We start from the raw sequence: 17,098 nt of genomic DNA on the forward strand, positions 1-17,098 counted from the left end.
GAAATCGTCTAAGCGATTGGTGACACTTACTAATCCACAGCGCTGAACTAAGTATAAAACAAATCTATAAAATAATTAAGAAAGGGTTTATACTGGCGGAAGCTACCCGCTAATATAAATATAAGGTCTGATTATGGATCAGCAAAATGGATTGTTTGGTTTCCTTGAAAATCACGTCATGGGACCAATGGGTAAACTTGCTCAGTTTAAGGTTGTACGTGCTATTACCGCAGCCGGTATGGCAGCTGTGCCATTTACTATTGTTGGGTCAATGTTTTTGGTATTCAGTATTTTGCCACAAGCTTTCTCATTCTGGCCAATTGTAGCAGATATTTTCTCAGCTTCATTTGATAAATTCACTTCTCTTTATATGGTTGCTAACTACGCTACCATGGGGTCTCTCTCTCTTTATTTTGTCCTTTCACTTGCTTATGAGTTGACAAAAATTTATGCAGAAGAAGAAGACCTTAATATGACCCCTCTTAATGGTGCTCTTCTTGCTCTGATGGCTTTCATCATGACAGTGCCACAAATCATCTTTGATGGAGGAATGATGAAGGCTGTGACCAACCTTAAAGAAGGTGCAGTAGTTGCTGATGGTTGGGCAATGGGGAACGGTGTTACTCGTTTTGGGACAACAGGGATTTTCACAGCTATCATTATGGCTATTGTGACAGTACTAATTTATCGTATGTGTGTTAAGCGTAATTGGGTTATTAAAATGCCTGAAGCTGTTCCAGAAGGGGTTTCTCGTGGATTTACTGCTTTGATTCCAGGATTTGTAGTTGCATTTGTTGTTATTTTTATTAACGGTCTACTTGTAGCTATGGGCACAGATATTTTTAAAGTCATTGCAATTCCGTTTGGGTTTGTTGCAAATTTGACTAACTCATGGATTGGATTGATGATTATCTATCTCTTGACTCAACTTCTTTGGATTGTAGGTATTCACGGTGCCAATATTATCTTTGCATTTGTTAATCCGATTGCTCTTGCAAATATGGCAGAAAACGCTGCTGGTGGGAACTTTGCTGTAGCTGGTGAGTTTTCTAACATGTTTGTTATTGCTGGTGGATCAGGTGCAACTCTTGGTCTATGTCTCTATATTGCTTTTGCTGCTAAGTCAGAACAACTCAAAGCTATTGGACGTGCTTCAGTCGTGCCAGCATTATTCAATATTAATGAACCACTCATTTTTGGTTTGCCGATTATCTATAACCCAGCATTGGCCATTCCATTCATCTTGGCGCCAATGGTTACTGCTACTATTTACTACTTGGCTAATACACTAAACCTTATTAATCCAGTTATTGCACAGGTTCCATGGCCAACTCCAGTGGGTATAGGAGCTTTCTTAGGGACAGCAGATCTTCGAGCAGTCCTAGTTGCTCTAGTGTGTGCAGTCGCAGCCTTCTTGGTTTATTTCCCATTCATTCGTGTCTATGATCAAAAATTGGTGAAAGAAGAGCAAGAAGCTTAAGTGTTAATTAAAAAAAGCTAACTTGTTAATAGACTAAAAAAGTTCATACAAGACATACTAAGATTAGCAGTGAAGAATTTTTCAACGAAATGTTCTTCACTGCTTTTTATTGCAATTTATCAAATAAAAATGCAAAAGCGATTCTGCGGAGGATTGCTATTAAGCTGTTTTTGGTCTATCTGAGAATGATAGTTTCCATGCTAGGTCTTAAGAAAGCTTGTAAGGCTTCACAATTTAGTAAACGTTAATTCGAAAGAATGGCTATACTTATACGGAACACCCCTCAAGGTAACCTTTTTGTCCTTGGATTGCAGGCTGATTTTCTTAGTCTGCTTACAACTTTAGAGGAAAAATGTACTGTTTCCTAGTTCAAAATACTTCTGAGCCTTTGCTCAGGTAATATAAAAAATCGCATGGATGACATCTAAAAAGATTTATCCATGCGATTTTTGAGTTTAGAGGGCATAACGAGCAAAGGTCTACTTATCAGAAAAGGGGGATATTTTTATTCTTCTTTCTTTTTCAGTAAGAATAGGCCACTACATGTAGCAATAAGAACGCTTGCGACTGCAAATAGAGCTGTGTTTTCCTTGCTTCCTGTTTCTGGCAGTTGGTCTTGCTGTGTTACGCTTACTAGTTGAGGTGTAGGTTTGTAGGTTGTTATGGTTGCTTGACCTGCTTGAGGTTTTTGATTCACAATTTCTACAATTTCAACAGATGGTTCTTGAACAGGATCTTTCAGTTCAGCCAATTGGCTGCCGAAGACAGCATTGGATATCCAACGGTAGAAGTGGATGGTGTGCAGACGATTGGTTGGATTTCCAGCGTAAACGAAGAGTGGATGCTCCTTGTAACTACCGGAAATGGCTACGATCTTATTGGCTAGTTTTTCGTTGCCTGGCCACCAACCTGCAATGTAGTAGTCGCTGCCAGCAATTGAAGCCAAAGTCTTGAAGTTGGCAGGGGCTTTTGCGATCCAGTTTCCAGAATTAGAATAGAAGAGATCATTCTTCTTATAGCCACTAGTCAATGGATCTTTATCATCTACAATAGCTTTCATAAGTCCTTCAAAATCGCTGCCTCCAGAGAATCTTTCAGCATCAAATCCATCTAGGACACCAAGTTTTTCAAGGCGTTGCATAGCAGAGCCGCCAACTACGATTGTTGGTTTGAGACCGAGGATAGACTTATCAAACTTGTTGCTTTCAAGGACGATAACATCGGCTTCCTCAGGTGTGTCGACAATATCAAAGCCCAGATTCTTCAGTGCGAGGGCTGTATGAGCAGGAGAATCGACACCAGCCCAATAATATTGATGAGGAGGAGCATAGACTTTAAGAGCTTTCAAAGGTTGCCCTGTCGGAACTTTATAAAGGGCATCTCCATAAATAGCATAATTGTTCAGCAGATTTGCAAATGTCGGTGTATCAACGATATAACCATCTTCTGTCAGATAAACTTTCTTACCTTCGCGAATAGCTTGGTTGACAGCTTTAACGGCGCTGTCGGATGTGTTAGCAATCACATAGTATGGAGCTTTATGATTGACTTCACTAGTGCGAGTAGCCCGAAGTGCAGTGACTTCACCGAGTTTGCCATCAAAGAGTTTATCTTTAAAGACTGCTTCAGCTTTAAAGCCTCTCATATCTGGGAAGTTTACCAAAAGTTCAGCATACATGGCAGCCCAAGCGGATTCATTTGATCCTTTGTAGAGGATATGGTTGGCATAGCCACGCTTAGCTTGAGCCATATCGACAACGAGGTCGCCCTTCTTATAGTTGCCAACATCTTCCTTCAATTCTTGAATGACAACACCATTTCTCTTGAAGTATTCAATCATGTTAAAGGCTTGTTGGGAATCATTGTCTTTGTCAAGACCCATTGGGATGACATAATAATCAGGGAAGAATTTTTTCTGACCATTTTTTACCCGTCCAACAACCTTGCCGTCAGGTCCGACCAATTCATTTTCAGCTTTTGGATCTTCAACCTTATTGATGCCACGGAGATAGAAGTTGAGGCGCATTTCCATGAGCTTATCAGGATCTTGGGACAGGTAAGAGATACCTCCAAGGACAGCGTGATAACCAGCTTTATAGGATTCTTGATTGCCCTCAGGTATTTCAACGGTATGTCCTAATATTCCATGGTACATAGCATAAACACCTGTGTAGCCAGAGAAGGAGTCATCCCAGCCATCGCCCCAGTCTAGTTTAGGAATGATGTAGTGGTCATACTTGGAATTGGCAACGCCGGCGCGGCCCATGTGGTGGGCATTTTCCAGCATATTTTTTGACAAAAGGTCATATTCAAAGTTTGGATCGTGTGGCGGAGTAGCTGGCTCAATCAGGAAGTCCTTGACAAAGCCGTGGATGTCGTAAAGTGCGATTGGATTCCATTTGTTGATGAGTCCAGCAACAATACGGGTTTCTGGGTTAGCTTGATAGCTAGTATCGCGGTTTGGATCGATTCCGTTAGCTAGGGCACGGGTATTGGCAACATCTCCGTCAGGATTTTCAGTAAAGTCAAAGAGGAAAATGAATTTCTTGAGGAGTTCTTTGACGCTGAGTGTGACAGTCTTAGCATTGCCATTGGCATCGGTAGTTTGGAAAGAAATTTGATCTTTGGTCGCAAAAGTATTGAAGAGTCCAGTGATGATATCGATAGCAGGTTGTTCATCGGCGTGGGTATTGTTGATAAGGACTGGCAGTTTATAGTCCAGTGTGCCATTTTTCAGAGCTGCTAACATTTCAGCTGGTTTAGTGAGAGCGAGTCGATTGGTTGTATTGAGATAGTCGTCAATGCTCTTTTGATCGGAACTGATGATACCAAGTTTAACATCGCGTCCTTGAGCGCTTTTACCAGTCGTTTCGATTTTGACAAGACGATCCGTTTTAGCATCCTGCCGGCTCTTTTCGATAGCTGCCAGCATTTCATCATGGGTATGGAAATCTTCATAAGGTCGCAGAACGATGTTCTTGCGAATGGTCAGGCCTAAATCTTCACTGGTTCCGACCAATTCATGAGTACCCATAAAGTTGCGGTAGGTTCTGCGGATATTATTTGGTGTCCGCAGGCTTAAGTCTTGACCAAATAACTCATTAAATTTAAGGGAAACTTTAAGGTCATTTCCATCAGCTTTTTCCTCTACAGTGACAAATGGGTCGCCAGAGAAGGTTCCGTCAGCCATCTTCCAAGTTTTCCACTCACTAATCGGCTTGTTGTCTAGTTTCCAAGTAATCTTACCAGCTTGAGCTCCCTGTTCTTGAATGGTTTCTTCAATGACAGCTTTTTCAGACATATAAACCTTGCTGTCAGCAAGCTGAACCTTGTTTTCTTCGATACCAGCTGCGCGCATTTCTGCTTTGGCAGAAGTGTCGACTTTTTCGGCAGCATCAGCTGTTTTTTCTTCAGCTCCTGTGGCAGGAAGGGTTGGAACAGTGCTGTCGGCTTTTTCAGGGGCAGCCTCAGTCTTGCTGGTTTGCTCTGGTGATCCGGTTTGAGGAATAGTCGCATTTTCTACGACTTTCTCTGAGCTTGCAGGCGTAGGCTGCTCGACGACAGTGCTGACTTTACTGGTCTCCTGTGGGGTTTCAGCAGGGCTAACTGTGTCAGCGGCAGCATTTCCTTGGACTAAAACTGCTAAAAGAACTGCAGCTGAGACACTGAGGACTTGAGTATATAAGCGTTTCTTATATGAGTCTTTCATAAGAAATCTCCTTTGTAATGTGTTCTTAAATCTAGTATAGCAGGTTCTGTAACCGTTTTCAATCAAAATCATAGAAAAAAATTAAACTTCTAACGAAAAGGACTAATATCTGTAATTTTTTGGACAAAAACTGGAAATCTGACTGGCAGAAAGAGTGTTGATCGCTCTAATTAATATTAATTTTTCAAGAACTTTTTTATGACTACTTTTACATAAGGTTTTATGCAAAATTTGAAGCCTTGATTTCTGCAAATTCATGCAAAATCTATTCATTTATGCTACAATATTAGCAATAAATATGATTGGAGCAAACGATGAAAGCGATTATTACGGTTGTTGGAAAAGATAAGACGGGGATTGTGGCCGGTGTATCTACTAAAATTGCAGAGCTGGGGCTCAATATTGACGATATTTCACAAACGGTTTTGGATGAATTTTTTACCATGATGGCTGTCGTGTCTAGCGATGAGAAGCAGGATTTTGCAGCGCTTCGTAGTGAATTTGAGGCCTTTGGTCAGACGCTCAATGTCAAAATCAATATTCAAAGTGCAGCGATTTTTGACGCTATGTACAATATCTAAGGAGAGGGCGCATGGATATTAGACAAGTTACAGAAACCATTGCCATGATTGAGGAGCAGAATTTTGATATTCGGACCATCACCATGGGCATTTCTCTCTTGGACTGTATCGACTCAGATATTGAGCGGGCAGCGGATAAGGTGTACCAAAAGATTACGACCAAGGCTAAAGATCTGGTGATGGTCGGAAATGAAATCGCAGCTGAGCTGGGAATTCCCATCGTCAACAAGCGGGTGTCTGTTACCCCGATTTCTCTGATTGGGGCAGCTACGGACGCAAGGGACTATCTGCCTCTGGCTCATGTTCTGGATCGGGCTGCCAAGGAAATCGGCGTGGACTTTATCGGTGGTTTCTCTGCCTTGGTGCAAAAGGGTTATCAAAAAGGGGATGAAATCCTCATTAATTCCATTCCGCGGGCTTTGGCTGAGACAGACAAGGTTTGCTCCTCTGTCAATATCGGCTCAACCAAGACTGGCATCAATATGACAGCAGTTGCGGATATGGGACGCATTATCAAGGAAACCGCCCAGTTTTCTGATATGGGGGCGGCCAAGTTGGTCGTCTTTGCCAATGCGGTAGAGGACAATCCTTTCATGGCCGGTGCTTTTCATGGTGTCGGTGAAGCAGATGTGGTCATCAATGTCGGTGTTTCTGGGCCAGGCGTTGTCAAGCGGGCTCTGGAAAAGGTCCGTGGTGAGAGCTTTGACGTGGTCGCGGAAACGGTCAAGAAAACGGCCTTCAAAATCACCCGTATCGGCCAGTTGGTCGGTCAGATGGCCAGCGAGCGTCTGGGCGTTAAGTTCGGGATTGTTGATTTGAGTCTGGCTCCGACACCGGCAGTCGGAGACTCAGTGGCCCGTGTCTTGGAAGAAATGGGCTTGGAAACAGTCGGTACTCATGGTACGACAGCGGCGCTTGCCCTTCTCAATGACCAAGTCAAAAAAGGCGGTGTCATGGCCTGCAACCAGGTCGGCGGTCTGTCTGGTGCTTTCATTCCTGTTTCAGAGGACGAGGGCATGATTGCTGCTGTGCAAAATGGCTCGCTCAATCTAGAAAAGCTAGAAGCTATGACAGCTATCTGCTCGGTAGGTTTGGATATGATTGCCATTCCAGAGGCGACGCCAGCTGAGACCATCGCAGCCATGATTGCGGATGAAGCGGCGATCGGTGTCATCAATCAGAAGACGACAGCTGTACGGATTATTCCGAAAGGCAAGGAAGGCGATATGATTGAATTTGGCGGGCTCTTGGGAACAGCTCCGGTCATGAAGGTCAATCAGGCTTCGTCAGCTGCCTTTATCGCGCGTGGCGGTCAAATTCCAGCACCGATTCACAGTTTTAAAAATTAAACTGAGCAATCACTGGGTGTGGCTAACTGATTTTTCAACTCCCCTTTCGAATAAAATAGCTGGAAAGGAGATTTTCTATGTATAAGTTGCAATCAATTGAAGAGTATGGCACGACTCGGGTTCTCATCTTGGAAAATGTGGACACTGGACGTCAGGAGCGCTGTTTTGATGATTCATTACTTTTGGATTTCAATAATTTTGAATTTATGAAAGTCGGCAATTCTTACCAATGCAAGATTTTACTGGTTGGGAAAGTTGATTCGGCAGGAGAACTGTTCACCTATTTAGGGAAGGAGCGGGTTGGCAGTAAAAATTTACTGAAATTGGCAGGGTCAGATCAGTCGCTTTATTACTTGGACGAGGGCGGAGTCTGGCATACTTTGCAAGAAAATCAGTCGCTTATGGTTAGTTATTCCCGCAAGGATTTGATTCAGGTAGAGGAGATTCTTCATCCCAGTCTGCGATAGTTTGATGTTGAAAGGCAGGGCTGCCATCATTTCAAGGGGAATTTAGGAGAGAATATGACAAAGACAAGACTGTTTATTATCCGCCATGGCAAGACCATGTTTAATACCATTGGCCGAGCTCAGGGCTGGTCGGACACACCGCTGACAGCAGAAGGTGAACGTGGGATTCATGAGTTGGGTATTGGGTTGCGGGAATCTGGCTTGGAATTTGTAAAAGCTTTTTCCAGTGATTCAGGTCGCACGATTCAGACCATGGGGATTATTTTGGAAGAGTTGCAACTGACGGGTAAGATTCCTTATCGGTTTGACAAGCGCATCCGGGAATGGTGTTTTGGTAGTTTTGATGGTGCCTATGGTGGAGAGCTTTTCCACGGGGTCATTCCGCGGGTGCTGGATACAGACGATTATAAAGAACTGAGCCTGCCGGATTTAGCAAATGGCTTGGTTGAAGTGGATACAGCTGGCTGGGCTGAACCTTGGGAACAGCTTGGTGGCCGGATTTTAGAAGGGTTTACTGCTATCGCCCAAGATGTGGAGGCTGCTGGCGGGGGAGATGCTTTGGTTGTCAGCCATAGTATGACCATTGGGACTTTTACCTATCTGATTGATGCGGCCATTACCAAAAATCCTGGTGTCCAAAATGGCAGTGTGACAGTTGTCGAATATGAAAAGGGGCAATTTACGCTGCAGGTCTTGGGAGATATGTCCTACCGTGAAATTGGTGCCAAGATTCTGGATGTGCAAGAATAGCCGAGGAGAAAGCGGGAAGCAATGATTTAATAGGATTTTCTGAAACCGAGGCAGGTGGACTATTTGATAAGCACTTCTCATTTGGGGTGCAAGCTGCAGCGGCTGAGTCTGCTCTGGGCTGTTTTGCTTAGTTTTCAGCTTCATTATGAGAAGAGTAGATTAGTACATCATTGATTGTCATAAATTGAATGCAAGTTTAGCTATGCTAGGCTTGTATTTTTATTTCTAAAAAGTATACTTTAATAAACGAAAAGTATAGATATTTAAAAAAAGAAGAGGCAGATTTTTGGTATAATGGCTTGGACGGTAGGCGTACTGGACAAACAGACAGAGTCTGTATTATAATAAGATTAAGAAAAAAAAGAAGCAGAAGAGAGCTTGGCTAAAGTAAAATATGAAGAAATAGCCGATGTTCTCCGAGATAGAATTGCAGATGGAGTCTACCCAGTAGCCTCCTTGTTGCCTACTCAATCGGAGCTTGCAGCGGAGTTCGGTGCTAGCCGAATGACTATGATCAAAAGTACCTAAACTGTTCGGTTTCCGATCCTGTTTTGCAAGTGGAACAGGCTGTCTATCTGGAAAATGGCCGGCCGATTGAATATTCAAGAAGCCGTAATCGTTTCGACACCAAGGGCTATTCCTTATTGGATGTAAAAAATATTTAAGGAGAATGTTGTTATGTCAGAACCATTATTTTTACAGTCTGTGATGCAGGAGAAGATTTGGGGTGGGACCAAGCTGCGCGATGTCTTTGGCTATGAGATTCCTAGTGACCATGTGGGCGAATACTGGGCTATTTCAGCTCATCCTAATGGCGTGTCAACTGTCAAGAATGGACGCTTTGCCGGTCAGAAGTTAGATGCTCTCTATGCCGAGCACCGTGAGCTCTTTGGCAATCGTCCAGAGCCTGTCTTTCCGCTTTTGACGAAGATTTTAGATGCCAATGACTGGCTCAGTGTTCAGGTCCATCCTGATGATGCTTATGGACTAGAGCATGAAGGCGAACTTGGCAAGACTGAGTGCTGGTATGTTATCGCTGCAGACGAAGGAGCAGAGATTATCTACGGTCACAATGCCAAGAGCAAGGAAGAGTTGCGCCAGCAAATCGAGAGCAAGGACTGGGATCATCTCCTGACCAAAATTCCAGTCAAGGCTGGCGACTTCTTCTATGTACCAAGTGGAACCATGCATGCCATTGGCTCAGGGATTCTGATTTTAGAGACTCAGCAGTCTAGCGACACAACCTATCGGGTCTATGACTTTGATCGCAAGGACGATGCTGGCAATCTTCGTGAGTTGCATTTGGAGCAATCGATTGATGTTCTGACTATCGGTGAGCCAGCTAATAGCCGTCCCGTTACCATTCAGGCAGACGATTTGACTTCTACTCTTTTGGTGGCCAATGACTTCTTTGCTGTTTACAAGTGGGACATTGCTGGTTCTGTTGAGTTTAAAAAGACAGCAGACTATAGTTTGCTCAGCGTCCTAGAAGGCGTTGGTGAGCTGGAAGTTGATGGAACAGTTTATCCTCTTGAAAAAGGGGAGCATTTCATCCTGCCAAGTGACGTCAAAGAATGGACTTTGTCTGGCGACTTGCAGCTGATTGTCAGCCATCCATAGAGAAAGGCGGATTTTGTGCTTGATAAGGTAAGAGAAACAAGTGTTGATGAAGATATTCTTGATTTCTTGAAGTATGTCTATTTTGGTGATTTTTCAAATCCTATCGAAGCAGCAAGCGAGCGGGCTTATCTTGATATGAATAGAACGCTAAGACTGAAGCCGTTGCCAGATGATGTTAGGCTAATGTTACGACGAAAAGTAAACTTGATATTTGCAGAAGAGCTACCTAAACTCTCCTTGAAGGACATTCCCAATCAAGATTCTTTTGATTCTTGGCACCAAAATGTAAGCAATCAAATGAAAAGGATTTACTTAGACAATGGGGTTGTGCTTACATATGGCCATGCACAAAAATGGCTCAATATGACCATCAAGTATTTATATATGCTTGAAGCGACTTCATTTGATGAAGTGTTTGAGTATTTGCATGTTCCGTTGGATAATTATGTTTTTGACATTGCTAGCAGTAATCTAGGTATAGACAGACCAAAGCAACCTTGGAGTCGCTGGGATGATTATGATCATCAGTATTTAGCTTATCAAAAAGCAATTAGAGAAAAGATTTCGCAGGGTAGTCCTTTACGCTGGGAATTCAGATATTGGCTAAAAGCAGTACAAGGTATGGAAAAGGACTAGCCGATCTTGTGCCTTGCTGAATGATTGATGTTAGAGAAACGCATGAAAAGATTCTTAGAATAGATTTCATGCGTTTTTAATATTGTTTCGAGCTATTCTTATCATTTGAAAGCGGGATGAAAAATGCAGTTAAAGATTGAAATGACTGCGTTTTTTTGTCTTCTTACTCCTTCTTTCATTCTTGAAAGATATAGGGAAACGTGCTATAATGAGAAGAAACATTTAAAAACAGAACATAAACAAGTAAGGGAAAAAATGGCTAATATTTTAAGAACAATCATTGAAAATGATAGAGGAGAATTAAGAAAATTAGAGAAAATGGCAGATCGGGTCATTGCTTATGAAGATACAATGGCTGCGATGACTGATGAAGAACTGCAAGCAAAGACAGCAGAGTTCAGGGAGCGTTATGCGAAAGGCGAAAGTTTAGATGATCTTTTGTATGAAGCCTTTGCAGTTGTCCGAGAAGGTGCCAAGCGCGTTCTAGGACTCTTTCCTTATAAAGTACAGATTATGGGGGGGATTGTCCTCCACCACGGAGACGTTCCTGAAATGCGTACAGGAGAAGGAAAGACTCTGACTGCAACGATGCCAGTTTATCTGAATGCTCTTTCGGGAAAAGGCGTACACGTTGTTACTGTCAATGAATATCTGACAGAACGGGATGCAACTGAAATGGGTGAGCTGTATTCTTGGCTGGGCCTTTCGGTTGGGATTAACCTAGCGGCTAAATCTTCTATTGAAAAGAGAGAAGCCTATGCTTGTGATATTACTTATTCAACCAATGCGGAGATCGGTTTTGACTATCTGCGTGACAATATGGTCGTTCGCGCTGAAAATATGGTTCAACGTCCGCTTAATTACGCCTTGGTTGATGAGGTGGACTCAATCTTGATTGACGAGGCCCGTACGCCCCTGATTGTATCTGGTCCAACCTCTTCTGATACAAATCAGCTTTATCACATGGCGGATCATTATGTAAAATCTCTTGCTAAAGAGGATTACATCATTGATGTTCAGTCTAAGACCATTGGCCTTTCGGATTCTGGTATCGATAAAGCTGAGAGCTATTTCAAGTTGGATAATCTTTATGATATTGAAAATGTTGCTCTGACTCACTTTATTGACAATGCCCTTCGAGCCAACTACATCATGCTTTTGGATATTGATTATGTAGTCAGTGAGGAGCAAGAAGTCTTGATTGTTGACCAGTTTACGGGTCGGACGATGGAAGGACGCCGGTATTCAGATGGTCTGCACCAAGCAATTGAAGCAAAAGAAGGTGTTCCAATCCAAGATGAAACTAAGACCTCAGCTTCTATCACTTATCAAAATCTTTTCAGAATGTACAAGAAGCTCTCTGGAATGACCGGTACAGCAAAAACAGAAGAAGAAGAGTTTCGTGAAACCTACAATATCCGAGTGATTCCAATCCCTACGAACCGTCCTGTAGCTCGGATTGACCATCCAGATTTGCTCTATCCAAGTCTTGAATCTAAGTTCAAAGCAGTTGTTCAAGATGTAAAAGCACGTTATGAGAAAGGCCAGCCGGTTCTTGTCGGTACGGTTGCCGTTGAAACCAGTGATTTTATTTCTAAAAAATTAGTTGAAGCTGGTGTGCCTCATGAAGTTTTGAATGCCAAAAATCACTACAAAGAAGCGCAAATTATCATGAATGCTGGTCAGCGCGGTGCTGTAACGATTGCGACCAACATGGCCGGACGTGGTACTGATATCAAGCTGGGTGAGGGTGTGCGTGAGCTGGGTGGACTTTGTGTCATCGGTACAGAGCGTCACGAAAGCCGCCGGATTGACAATCAGTTGCGCGGACGTTCAGGGCGTCAGGGAGACCCAGGTGAATCTCAGTTTTATCTGTCACTTGAAGATGAGCTGATGCGTCGTTTTGGTTCTGAGCGAATCAAGGCCCTGCTTGAGCGGATGAACCTCAGCGAAGAAGAGTCTGTTATCAAATCTCGGATGCTGACTCGTCAAGTTGAAGGCGCTCAAAAACGGGTTGAAGGAAATAACTATGACACCCGGAAGCAAGTCCTTCAATATGACGATGTCATGCGCGAACAGCGGGAAATTATCTATGCAGAACGCTACGATGTGATCACTGCCAATCGTGATTTGAGTCCTGAGATCCATGCTATGATTAGACGGACAATTGATCGGATCGTAGATGGCAACAGCCGTGCTGAAGCGAGCGAAAGGCTTGCAGCTATCCTGAATTTTGCTAAGTACAATCTGGTTTCAGAAGATTCTATTTCTGAGAGTGATTTAGAAGGAAAATCAGACCAAGAAATCAAAGCTTATCTATTTGAGCGTGCCTCAGAAGTTTATGATAACCAAATTGCAAAACTGCGAGATGAAGAATCCGTGCGTGAATTCCAGAAAGTTTTGATTTTGCGTGTAGTAGACAGTAAATGGACAGACCATATTGACGCACTTGATCAATTGCGTCAGGCTGTAGGACTTCGTGGATATGCTCAAAACAATCCGGTTGTTGAGTACCAAGCAGAAAGTTTCCGTATGTTTAATGCGATGATCGGCTCCATTGAATTTGATGTGACTCGTTTGATGATGAAAGCACAAATTCATGAGCAAGAGCGTCCGCGTACAGAGCACAATATCAGTACAACAGCTACTCGGAATATTTCTGCTAAGATCCCGAATCTTCTTAAAGATATAGATTTGTCTAAAGTTAAGCGAAATGATCTTTGTCCATGCGGTTCAGGAAAGAAATTTAAGAATTGTCATGGCCGTAAGTAGTTAAGGAGAGAAGATGGCATTTAAAGCAACTAGTCAACCAATCAACGTAGCAGAAGTGCGTCAGCTTGCAAAGCTAGAAGGCAATATTTTATCCCGTAAGCAAGAGCGTGATCGTCAATTGGAAGCCATTATTCGTGGCGAGGATGACCGGATTCTTTTGGTTATCGGACCTTGTTCTTCAGATAATGAAGAAGCTGTTTTGGAATATGCCAAGCGTCTCTCTGCTCTTCAAGAAGAAGTCAAAGACCGGATTTTTATGGTGATGCGGGTTTATACAGCTAAACCACGTACCAATGGTGACGGTTATAAAGGATTGATTCACCAGCCCAATGCGACAGCAGCGCCTAGTCTAATCAACGGGATTAAGGCGGTTCGCAACCTGCATTATCGCGTGATTTCAGAAACTGGCATGACGACGGCTGACGAGATGCTTTACCCTGAAAACCTTCCTTTAGTGGATGATTTGATTTCTTATATGGCGATTGGAGCTCGCTCTGTTGAGGATCAGCAACATCGGTTTGTAGCCAGTGGGGCGGATTTTCCGACTGGTTTGAAAAATCCAACTTCTGGTAATCTCAATGTTATGTTTAACGGCATCTATGCTGCCCAAAACAAGCAGAGTTTTCTTTTCTTAGGCCAAGAGGTCGAAACTAGTGGCGATCCACTTGCTCATGCGATTTTGCGGGGCTCTATCAATGAATATGGGAAAAATATTCCTAATTACTATTATGATAACCTGTTAGATACGATTGCGCAGTATGAAAAGATGGGGCTGGAAAATCCTTGCATTATTATTGATACCAATCATGATAATTCAGGCAAACGGTATATGGAACAGGTTCGGATTGTCCGTCAAACCTTGATTAATCGTGATTGGAATGAGAAAATCAAGTCGGCTGTTCGTGGTTTTATGATTGAATCTTATTTGGAAGACGGCCGTCAGGATGAGCCAGAAATTTTTGGAAAATCCATTACGGATCCGTGTCTGGGCTGGGACAATACAGAAGTATTGGTCCGCGAGATTTATGAAACATTGGGGCAATAATATGGTATTTATCGAAAAAGGTCAGAGAATTGATATTGAGCAAATCAAGTCAAAAACGAGACTGAGCGGCCAGGCTTTAGCCAATAAAAATAAAAGGGATCAGGAGCTTGCTAAGATTCTCAGCAGTCAGGACGATCGCATTCTCCTAGTAATCGGTCCTTGTTCTTCTGATAATGAAGATGCTGTTTTAGAATATGCCCGCCGTCTGTCTGAATTGCAGAAAAAGGTGGAAGACAGAGTCTTTATTGTGATGCGGGTATATACTGCCAAACCGCGTACTAATGGTGACGGCTATAAAGGCTTGGTTCACCAGCCAGACACTTCGAAAGCACCTAGCCTTATTAATGGGATTCAAGCAGTTCGTCAGTTGCACTACCGTGTGATTACGGAAACTGGCCTGACAACTGCGGATGAGATGCTTTATCCTACAAATTTGAGACTGGTGGATGATTTGGTTAGCTATCACGCAGTTGGAGCTCGCTCAGTGGAGGATCAAGAACACCGCTTTGTAGCATCAGGAATTGATGCGCCGGTTGGGATGAAAAATCCAACTTCTGGTAATTTGGGAGTAATGTTCAATGCGATTTATGCTGCTCAGAATATGCAAACCTTCCTCTTCCACAATCAAGAAGTAGAGACTTCTGGAAATCCGCTGGCTCATGCAATTCTCCGCGGTTCCATTGATGAATATGGCAAAAACCGCCCAAATTTCTATTATGAAATTTTGTTAGATGCTATTGCTAACTATGAAAAATTAGGCTTAGAAAATCCTTTTATCATTATTGATACCAATCATGATAATTCAGGCAAACGGTATATGGAGCAAATTCGGATTGTCCGTCAAACCCTGATCAACCGTGCTTGGAATGAGAAAATCAAGCAAACGGTTCGAGGTTTTATGATTGAATCATACCTAGAAGATGGTCGTCAGGATGAGCCAAAAATTTTTGGGAAATCCATTACGGATCCTTGCCTAGGCTGGGACAATACTGTCCAGCTGATTGAAGAAATTTATGATGCTTTAGCTAAATAAAAAGTGAAAGGAAGACAGGGATTTTCAGTTTGAAATCAACTGTCGGAAAGGATAAACTCAGCTGGGAATCGGCTGAGTTTTCTCGCATTACACAAGAGAAATATGATTAAAGGACATGGAATTGATTTAGAGGAGGTATCCTCTATTGAGCGGGCCTACAGCAAGAATTCTCGCTTTGCCCAGAAAGTATTGACACCAAAAGAATTTTCCCGCTTCGAAGAATTGAAAGGGAAAAGGAAGATGGAGTATCTAGCCGGTCGTTGGTCGGCAAAAGAAGCTTTTTCCAAGGCCTGGGGAACGGGGATTGGGAAAGTGACCTTTCAGGATTTGGAAATTTTGAACAATCAACAAGGAGCTCCCTACTTTAGCCAGTCACCTTTTGATGGCAAGGTCTGGGTATCCATCAGTCATGCAGGTAATCAGGTTATTGCCAGTGTTATTTTGGAGGAAGAAAATGAAAGCTAGTCTACATAGACCCAGCCAAGCTGTTGTCGATCTATCAGCGATTTACTTTAATATTGAACAAATTATAAGTCATATACCAGAAGAAGTTGAAAAGTGGGCGGTTGTCAAGGCGAACGCCTATGGACATGGAGCAGTTGCCGTATCAAAATATATCGACCCTATTGTAGATGGTTTTTGCGTTTCTAATATTGACGAAGCTTTGGAGCTTCGCGAAGCTGGACTCAGCAAAAAAATCTTGATTTTGGGAGTGTCTGAAGTGGATGTGGTTCCCTTAGCTATCGAAAAGGAAATCACCTTAACGGTGGCTGGTTTAGAATGGTTGGAGCTGTGCTTAAATAGGCAGAGCGATCTGTCTGGGCTGACTGTTCATATCAAGGTTGATTCTGGGATGGGTCGGATTGGGTTTCGCTCTGGCAAAGAAGTTCGAGAGGCCATTCATCGTTTGCAGAGAGCGGGTGCCTTTGTAGAAGGAATTTTTACCCATTTTGCAACGGCCGATGAGATAGAGACCGCCAATTTTTCAGCTCAGTTAAGTCGTTTTAAAGAAATTTTAAGTGAGTTAGATTTCCTGCCGCCGCTTGTTCATGCCAGCAACTCTGCAACAACTCTTTGGCACAGTGAAACGATTATGAATGCTGTTCGTCTGGGAGATATTATCTATGGGCTTAATCCTAGCGGACGGGTGCTGGAGTTGCCCTATGAAGTCAAACCAGCTTTAAGGTTAGAATCAGCCTTGGTCCATGTCAAAGAAATTCAGGCGGGTGCCCATGTCGGCTATGGGGCGACCTATACCAGTGATAGCCAGCAAATTATTGGTACCATTCCTTTAGGCTATGCGGATGGCTGGACACGAGAGATGCAGGGCTTTGACGTCTTGGTCGATGGTCAGCGCTGTCCTATTGTCGGTCGGGTTTCCATGGATCAGATTACAGTGCGTCTGCCTCGGGCTTATCCCCTTGGCACGCCAGTTGTTTTGATTGGAAATAGCGGAGCGGAGACCATCACAGCGACAGATGTGGCAGAAAAGCGCGGTACCATTAACTACGAAGTGGTCTGCTTGATTAGCGACCGCGTACCGAGAGTTTATAAAGACTAAAGAGAGATGAAGGGAAGCGCTTGAAGTATTTGATAATGTTCTAGCTTGCTTCCTCTCTTGTCTGTGATTTTAGCACCGCAGCAGTATCAGAACTG

14 protein-coding genes and 1 pseudogene are annotated in these 17,098 nt (G+C 43.2%); 14 read left to right on the forward strand and 1 reads right to left on the reverse strand.

What is annotated here, in order from left to right:
- Positions 1 to 133: 133 nt before the first annotated feature.
- Complete coding sequence (celB, locus tag AC5FEC_RS08420; protein WP_493661898.1) at positions 134 to 1,480, forward strand: PTS cellobiose transporter subunit IIC; 1,347 nt, start codon at positions 134 to 136, stop codon at positions 1,478 to 1,480.
- A 505-nt stretch (positions 1,481 to 1,985) separates the two neighbouring features.
- Here celB and AC5FEC_RS08425 read toward each other — a convergent pair.
- On the reverse strand, positions 1,986 to 5,189 hold the full coding sequence (locus AC5FEC_RS08425; protein ID WP_493661899.1) for an LPXTG-anchored zinc carboxypeptidase: 3,204 nt from the start codon (positions 5,187 to 5,189) through the stop codon (positions 1,986 to 1,988).
- A 314-nt stretch (positions 5,190 to 5,503) separates the two neighbouring features.
- On the opposite strand from AC5FEC_RS08425, the gene AC5FEC_RS08430 reads away from it, so the two are divergent.
- The 13 genes and pseudogenes from AC5FEC_RS08430 (at position 5,504) to alr (ending at position 17,003) form a co-directional block, all read left to right on the forward strand.
- Complete coding sequence (locus tag AC5FEC_RS08430) at positions 5,504 to 5,770, forward strand: ACT domain-containing protein (RefSeq protein ID WP_037615788.1); 267 nt, start codon at positions 5,504 to 5,506, stop codon at positions 5,768 to 5,770.
- Between the two features lie 11 nt (positions 5,771 to 5,781).
- Positions 5,782 to 7,119 carry a PFL family protein gene (locus tag AC5FEC_RS08435; RefSeq protein WP_493661900.1) on the forward strand — a complete coding sequence of 446 codons (1,338 nt, stop codon included), beginning with the start codon at positions 5,782 to 5,784 and terminating at the stop codon, positions 7,117 to 7,119.
- A gap of 77 nt (positions 7,120 to 7,196) precedes the next feature.
- On the forward strand, positions 7,197 to 7,586 hold the full coding sequence (locus tag AC5FEC_RS08440) for a hypothetical protein (RefSeq protein WP_037615793.1): 390 nt from the start codon (positions 7,197 to 7,199) through the stop codon (positions 7,584 to 7,586).
- Between the two features lie 54 nt (positions 7,587 to 7,640).
- On the forward strand, positions 7,641 to 8,336 hold the full coding sequence (locus AC5FEC_RS08445; protein WP_493661901.1) for a histidine phosphatase family protein: 696 nt from the start codon (positions 7,641 to 7,643) through the stop codon (positions 8,334 to 8,336).
- Between the two features lie 378 nt (positions 8,337 to 8,714).
- Positions 8,715 to 8,864, forward strand: a complete 150-nt coding sequence (locus AC5FEC_RS08450; protein WP_493661902.1) for a GntR family transcriptional regulator — start codon at positions 8,715 to 8,717, stop codon at positions 8,862 to 8,864.
- Positions 8,837 to 9,001: pseudogene (locus tag AC5FEC_RS08455) on the forward strand (UTRA domain-containing protein); the annotation flags it as partial. The gene AC5FEC_RS08450 and the pseudogene AC5FEC_RS08455, both read left to right, overlap by 28 nt.
- Positions 9,002 to 9,014: 13 nt before the next feature.
- Entirely contained in the window at positions 9,015 to 9,956 is a 942-nt protein-coding gene (gene manA / locus AC5FEC_RS08460; RefSeq protein WP_493661903.1) for a mannose-6-phosphate isomerase, class I, read from the forward strand.
- Between the two features lie 15 nt (positions 9,957 to 9,971).
- Positions 9,972 to 10,592, forward strand: a complete 621-nt coding sequence (locus tag AC5FEC_RS08465) for a hypothetical protein (RefSeq protein WP_493661904.1) — start codon at positions 9,972 to 9,974, stop codon at positions 10,590 to 10,592.
- A gap of 255 nt (positions 10,593 to 10,847) precedes the next feature.
- Positions 10,848 to 13,364: a preprotein translocase subunit SecA gene (gene secA / locus AC5FEC_RS08470; protein WP_234550938.1), complete on the forward strand. Its 2,517-nt coding sequence runs from the start codon at positions 10,848 to 10,850 to the stop codon at positions 13,362 to 13,364.
- A gap of 13 nt (positions 13,365 to 13,377) precedes the next feature.
- Positions 13,378 to 14,409, forward strand: coding sequence for a 3-deoxy-7-phosphoheptulonate synthase (locus AC5FEC_RS08475; RefSeq protein ID WP_493661905.1), 1,032 nt, complete (start codon positions 13,378 to 13,380; stop codon positions 14,407 to 14,409).
- 1 nt (position 14,410) lies between these two features.
- On the forward strand, positions 14,411 to 15,442 hold the full coding sequence (locus AC5FEC_RS08480; protein WP_493661915.1) for a 3-deoxy-7-phosphoheptulonate synthase: 1,032 nt from the start codon (positions 14,411 to 14,413) through the stop codon (positions 15,440 to 15,442).
- A 102-nt stretch (positions 15,443 to 15,544) separates the two neighbouring features.
- Positions 15,545 to 15,907: a holo-ACP synthase gene (gene acpS, locus AC5FEC_RS08485; RefSeq protein ID WP_234550942.1), complete on the forward strand. Its 363-nt coding sequence runs from the start codon at positions 15,545 to 15,547 to the stop codon at positions 15,905 to 15,907.
- Positions 15,897 to 17,003, forward strand: a complete 1,107-nt coding sequence (alr, locus tag AC5FEC_RS08490) for an alanine racemase (protein WP_493661906.1) — start codon at positions 15,897 to 15,899, stop codon at positions 17,001 to 17,003. The genes acpS and alr overlap by 11 nt, the downstream gene beginning before the upstream one ends.
- Positions 17,004 to 17,098 lie beyond the last annotated feature (95 nt).

It is taken from the genome of Streptococcus sp. STC1396 (assembly GCF_058933875.1).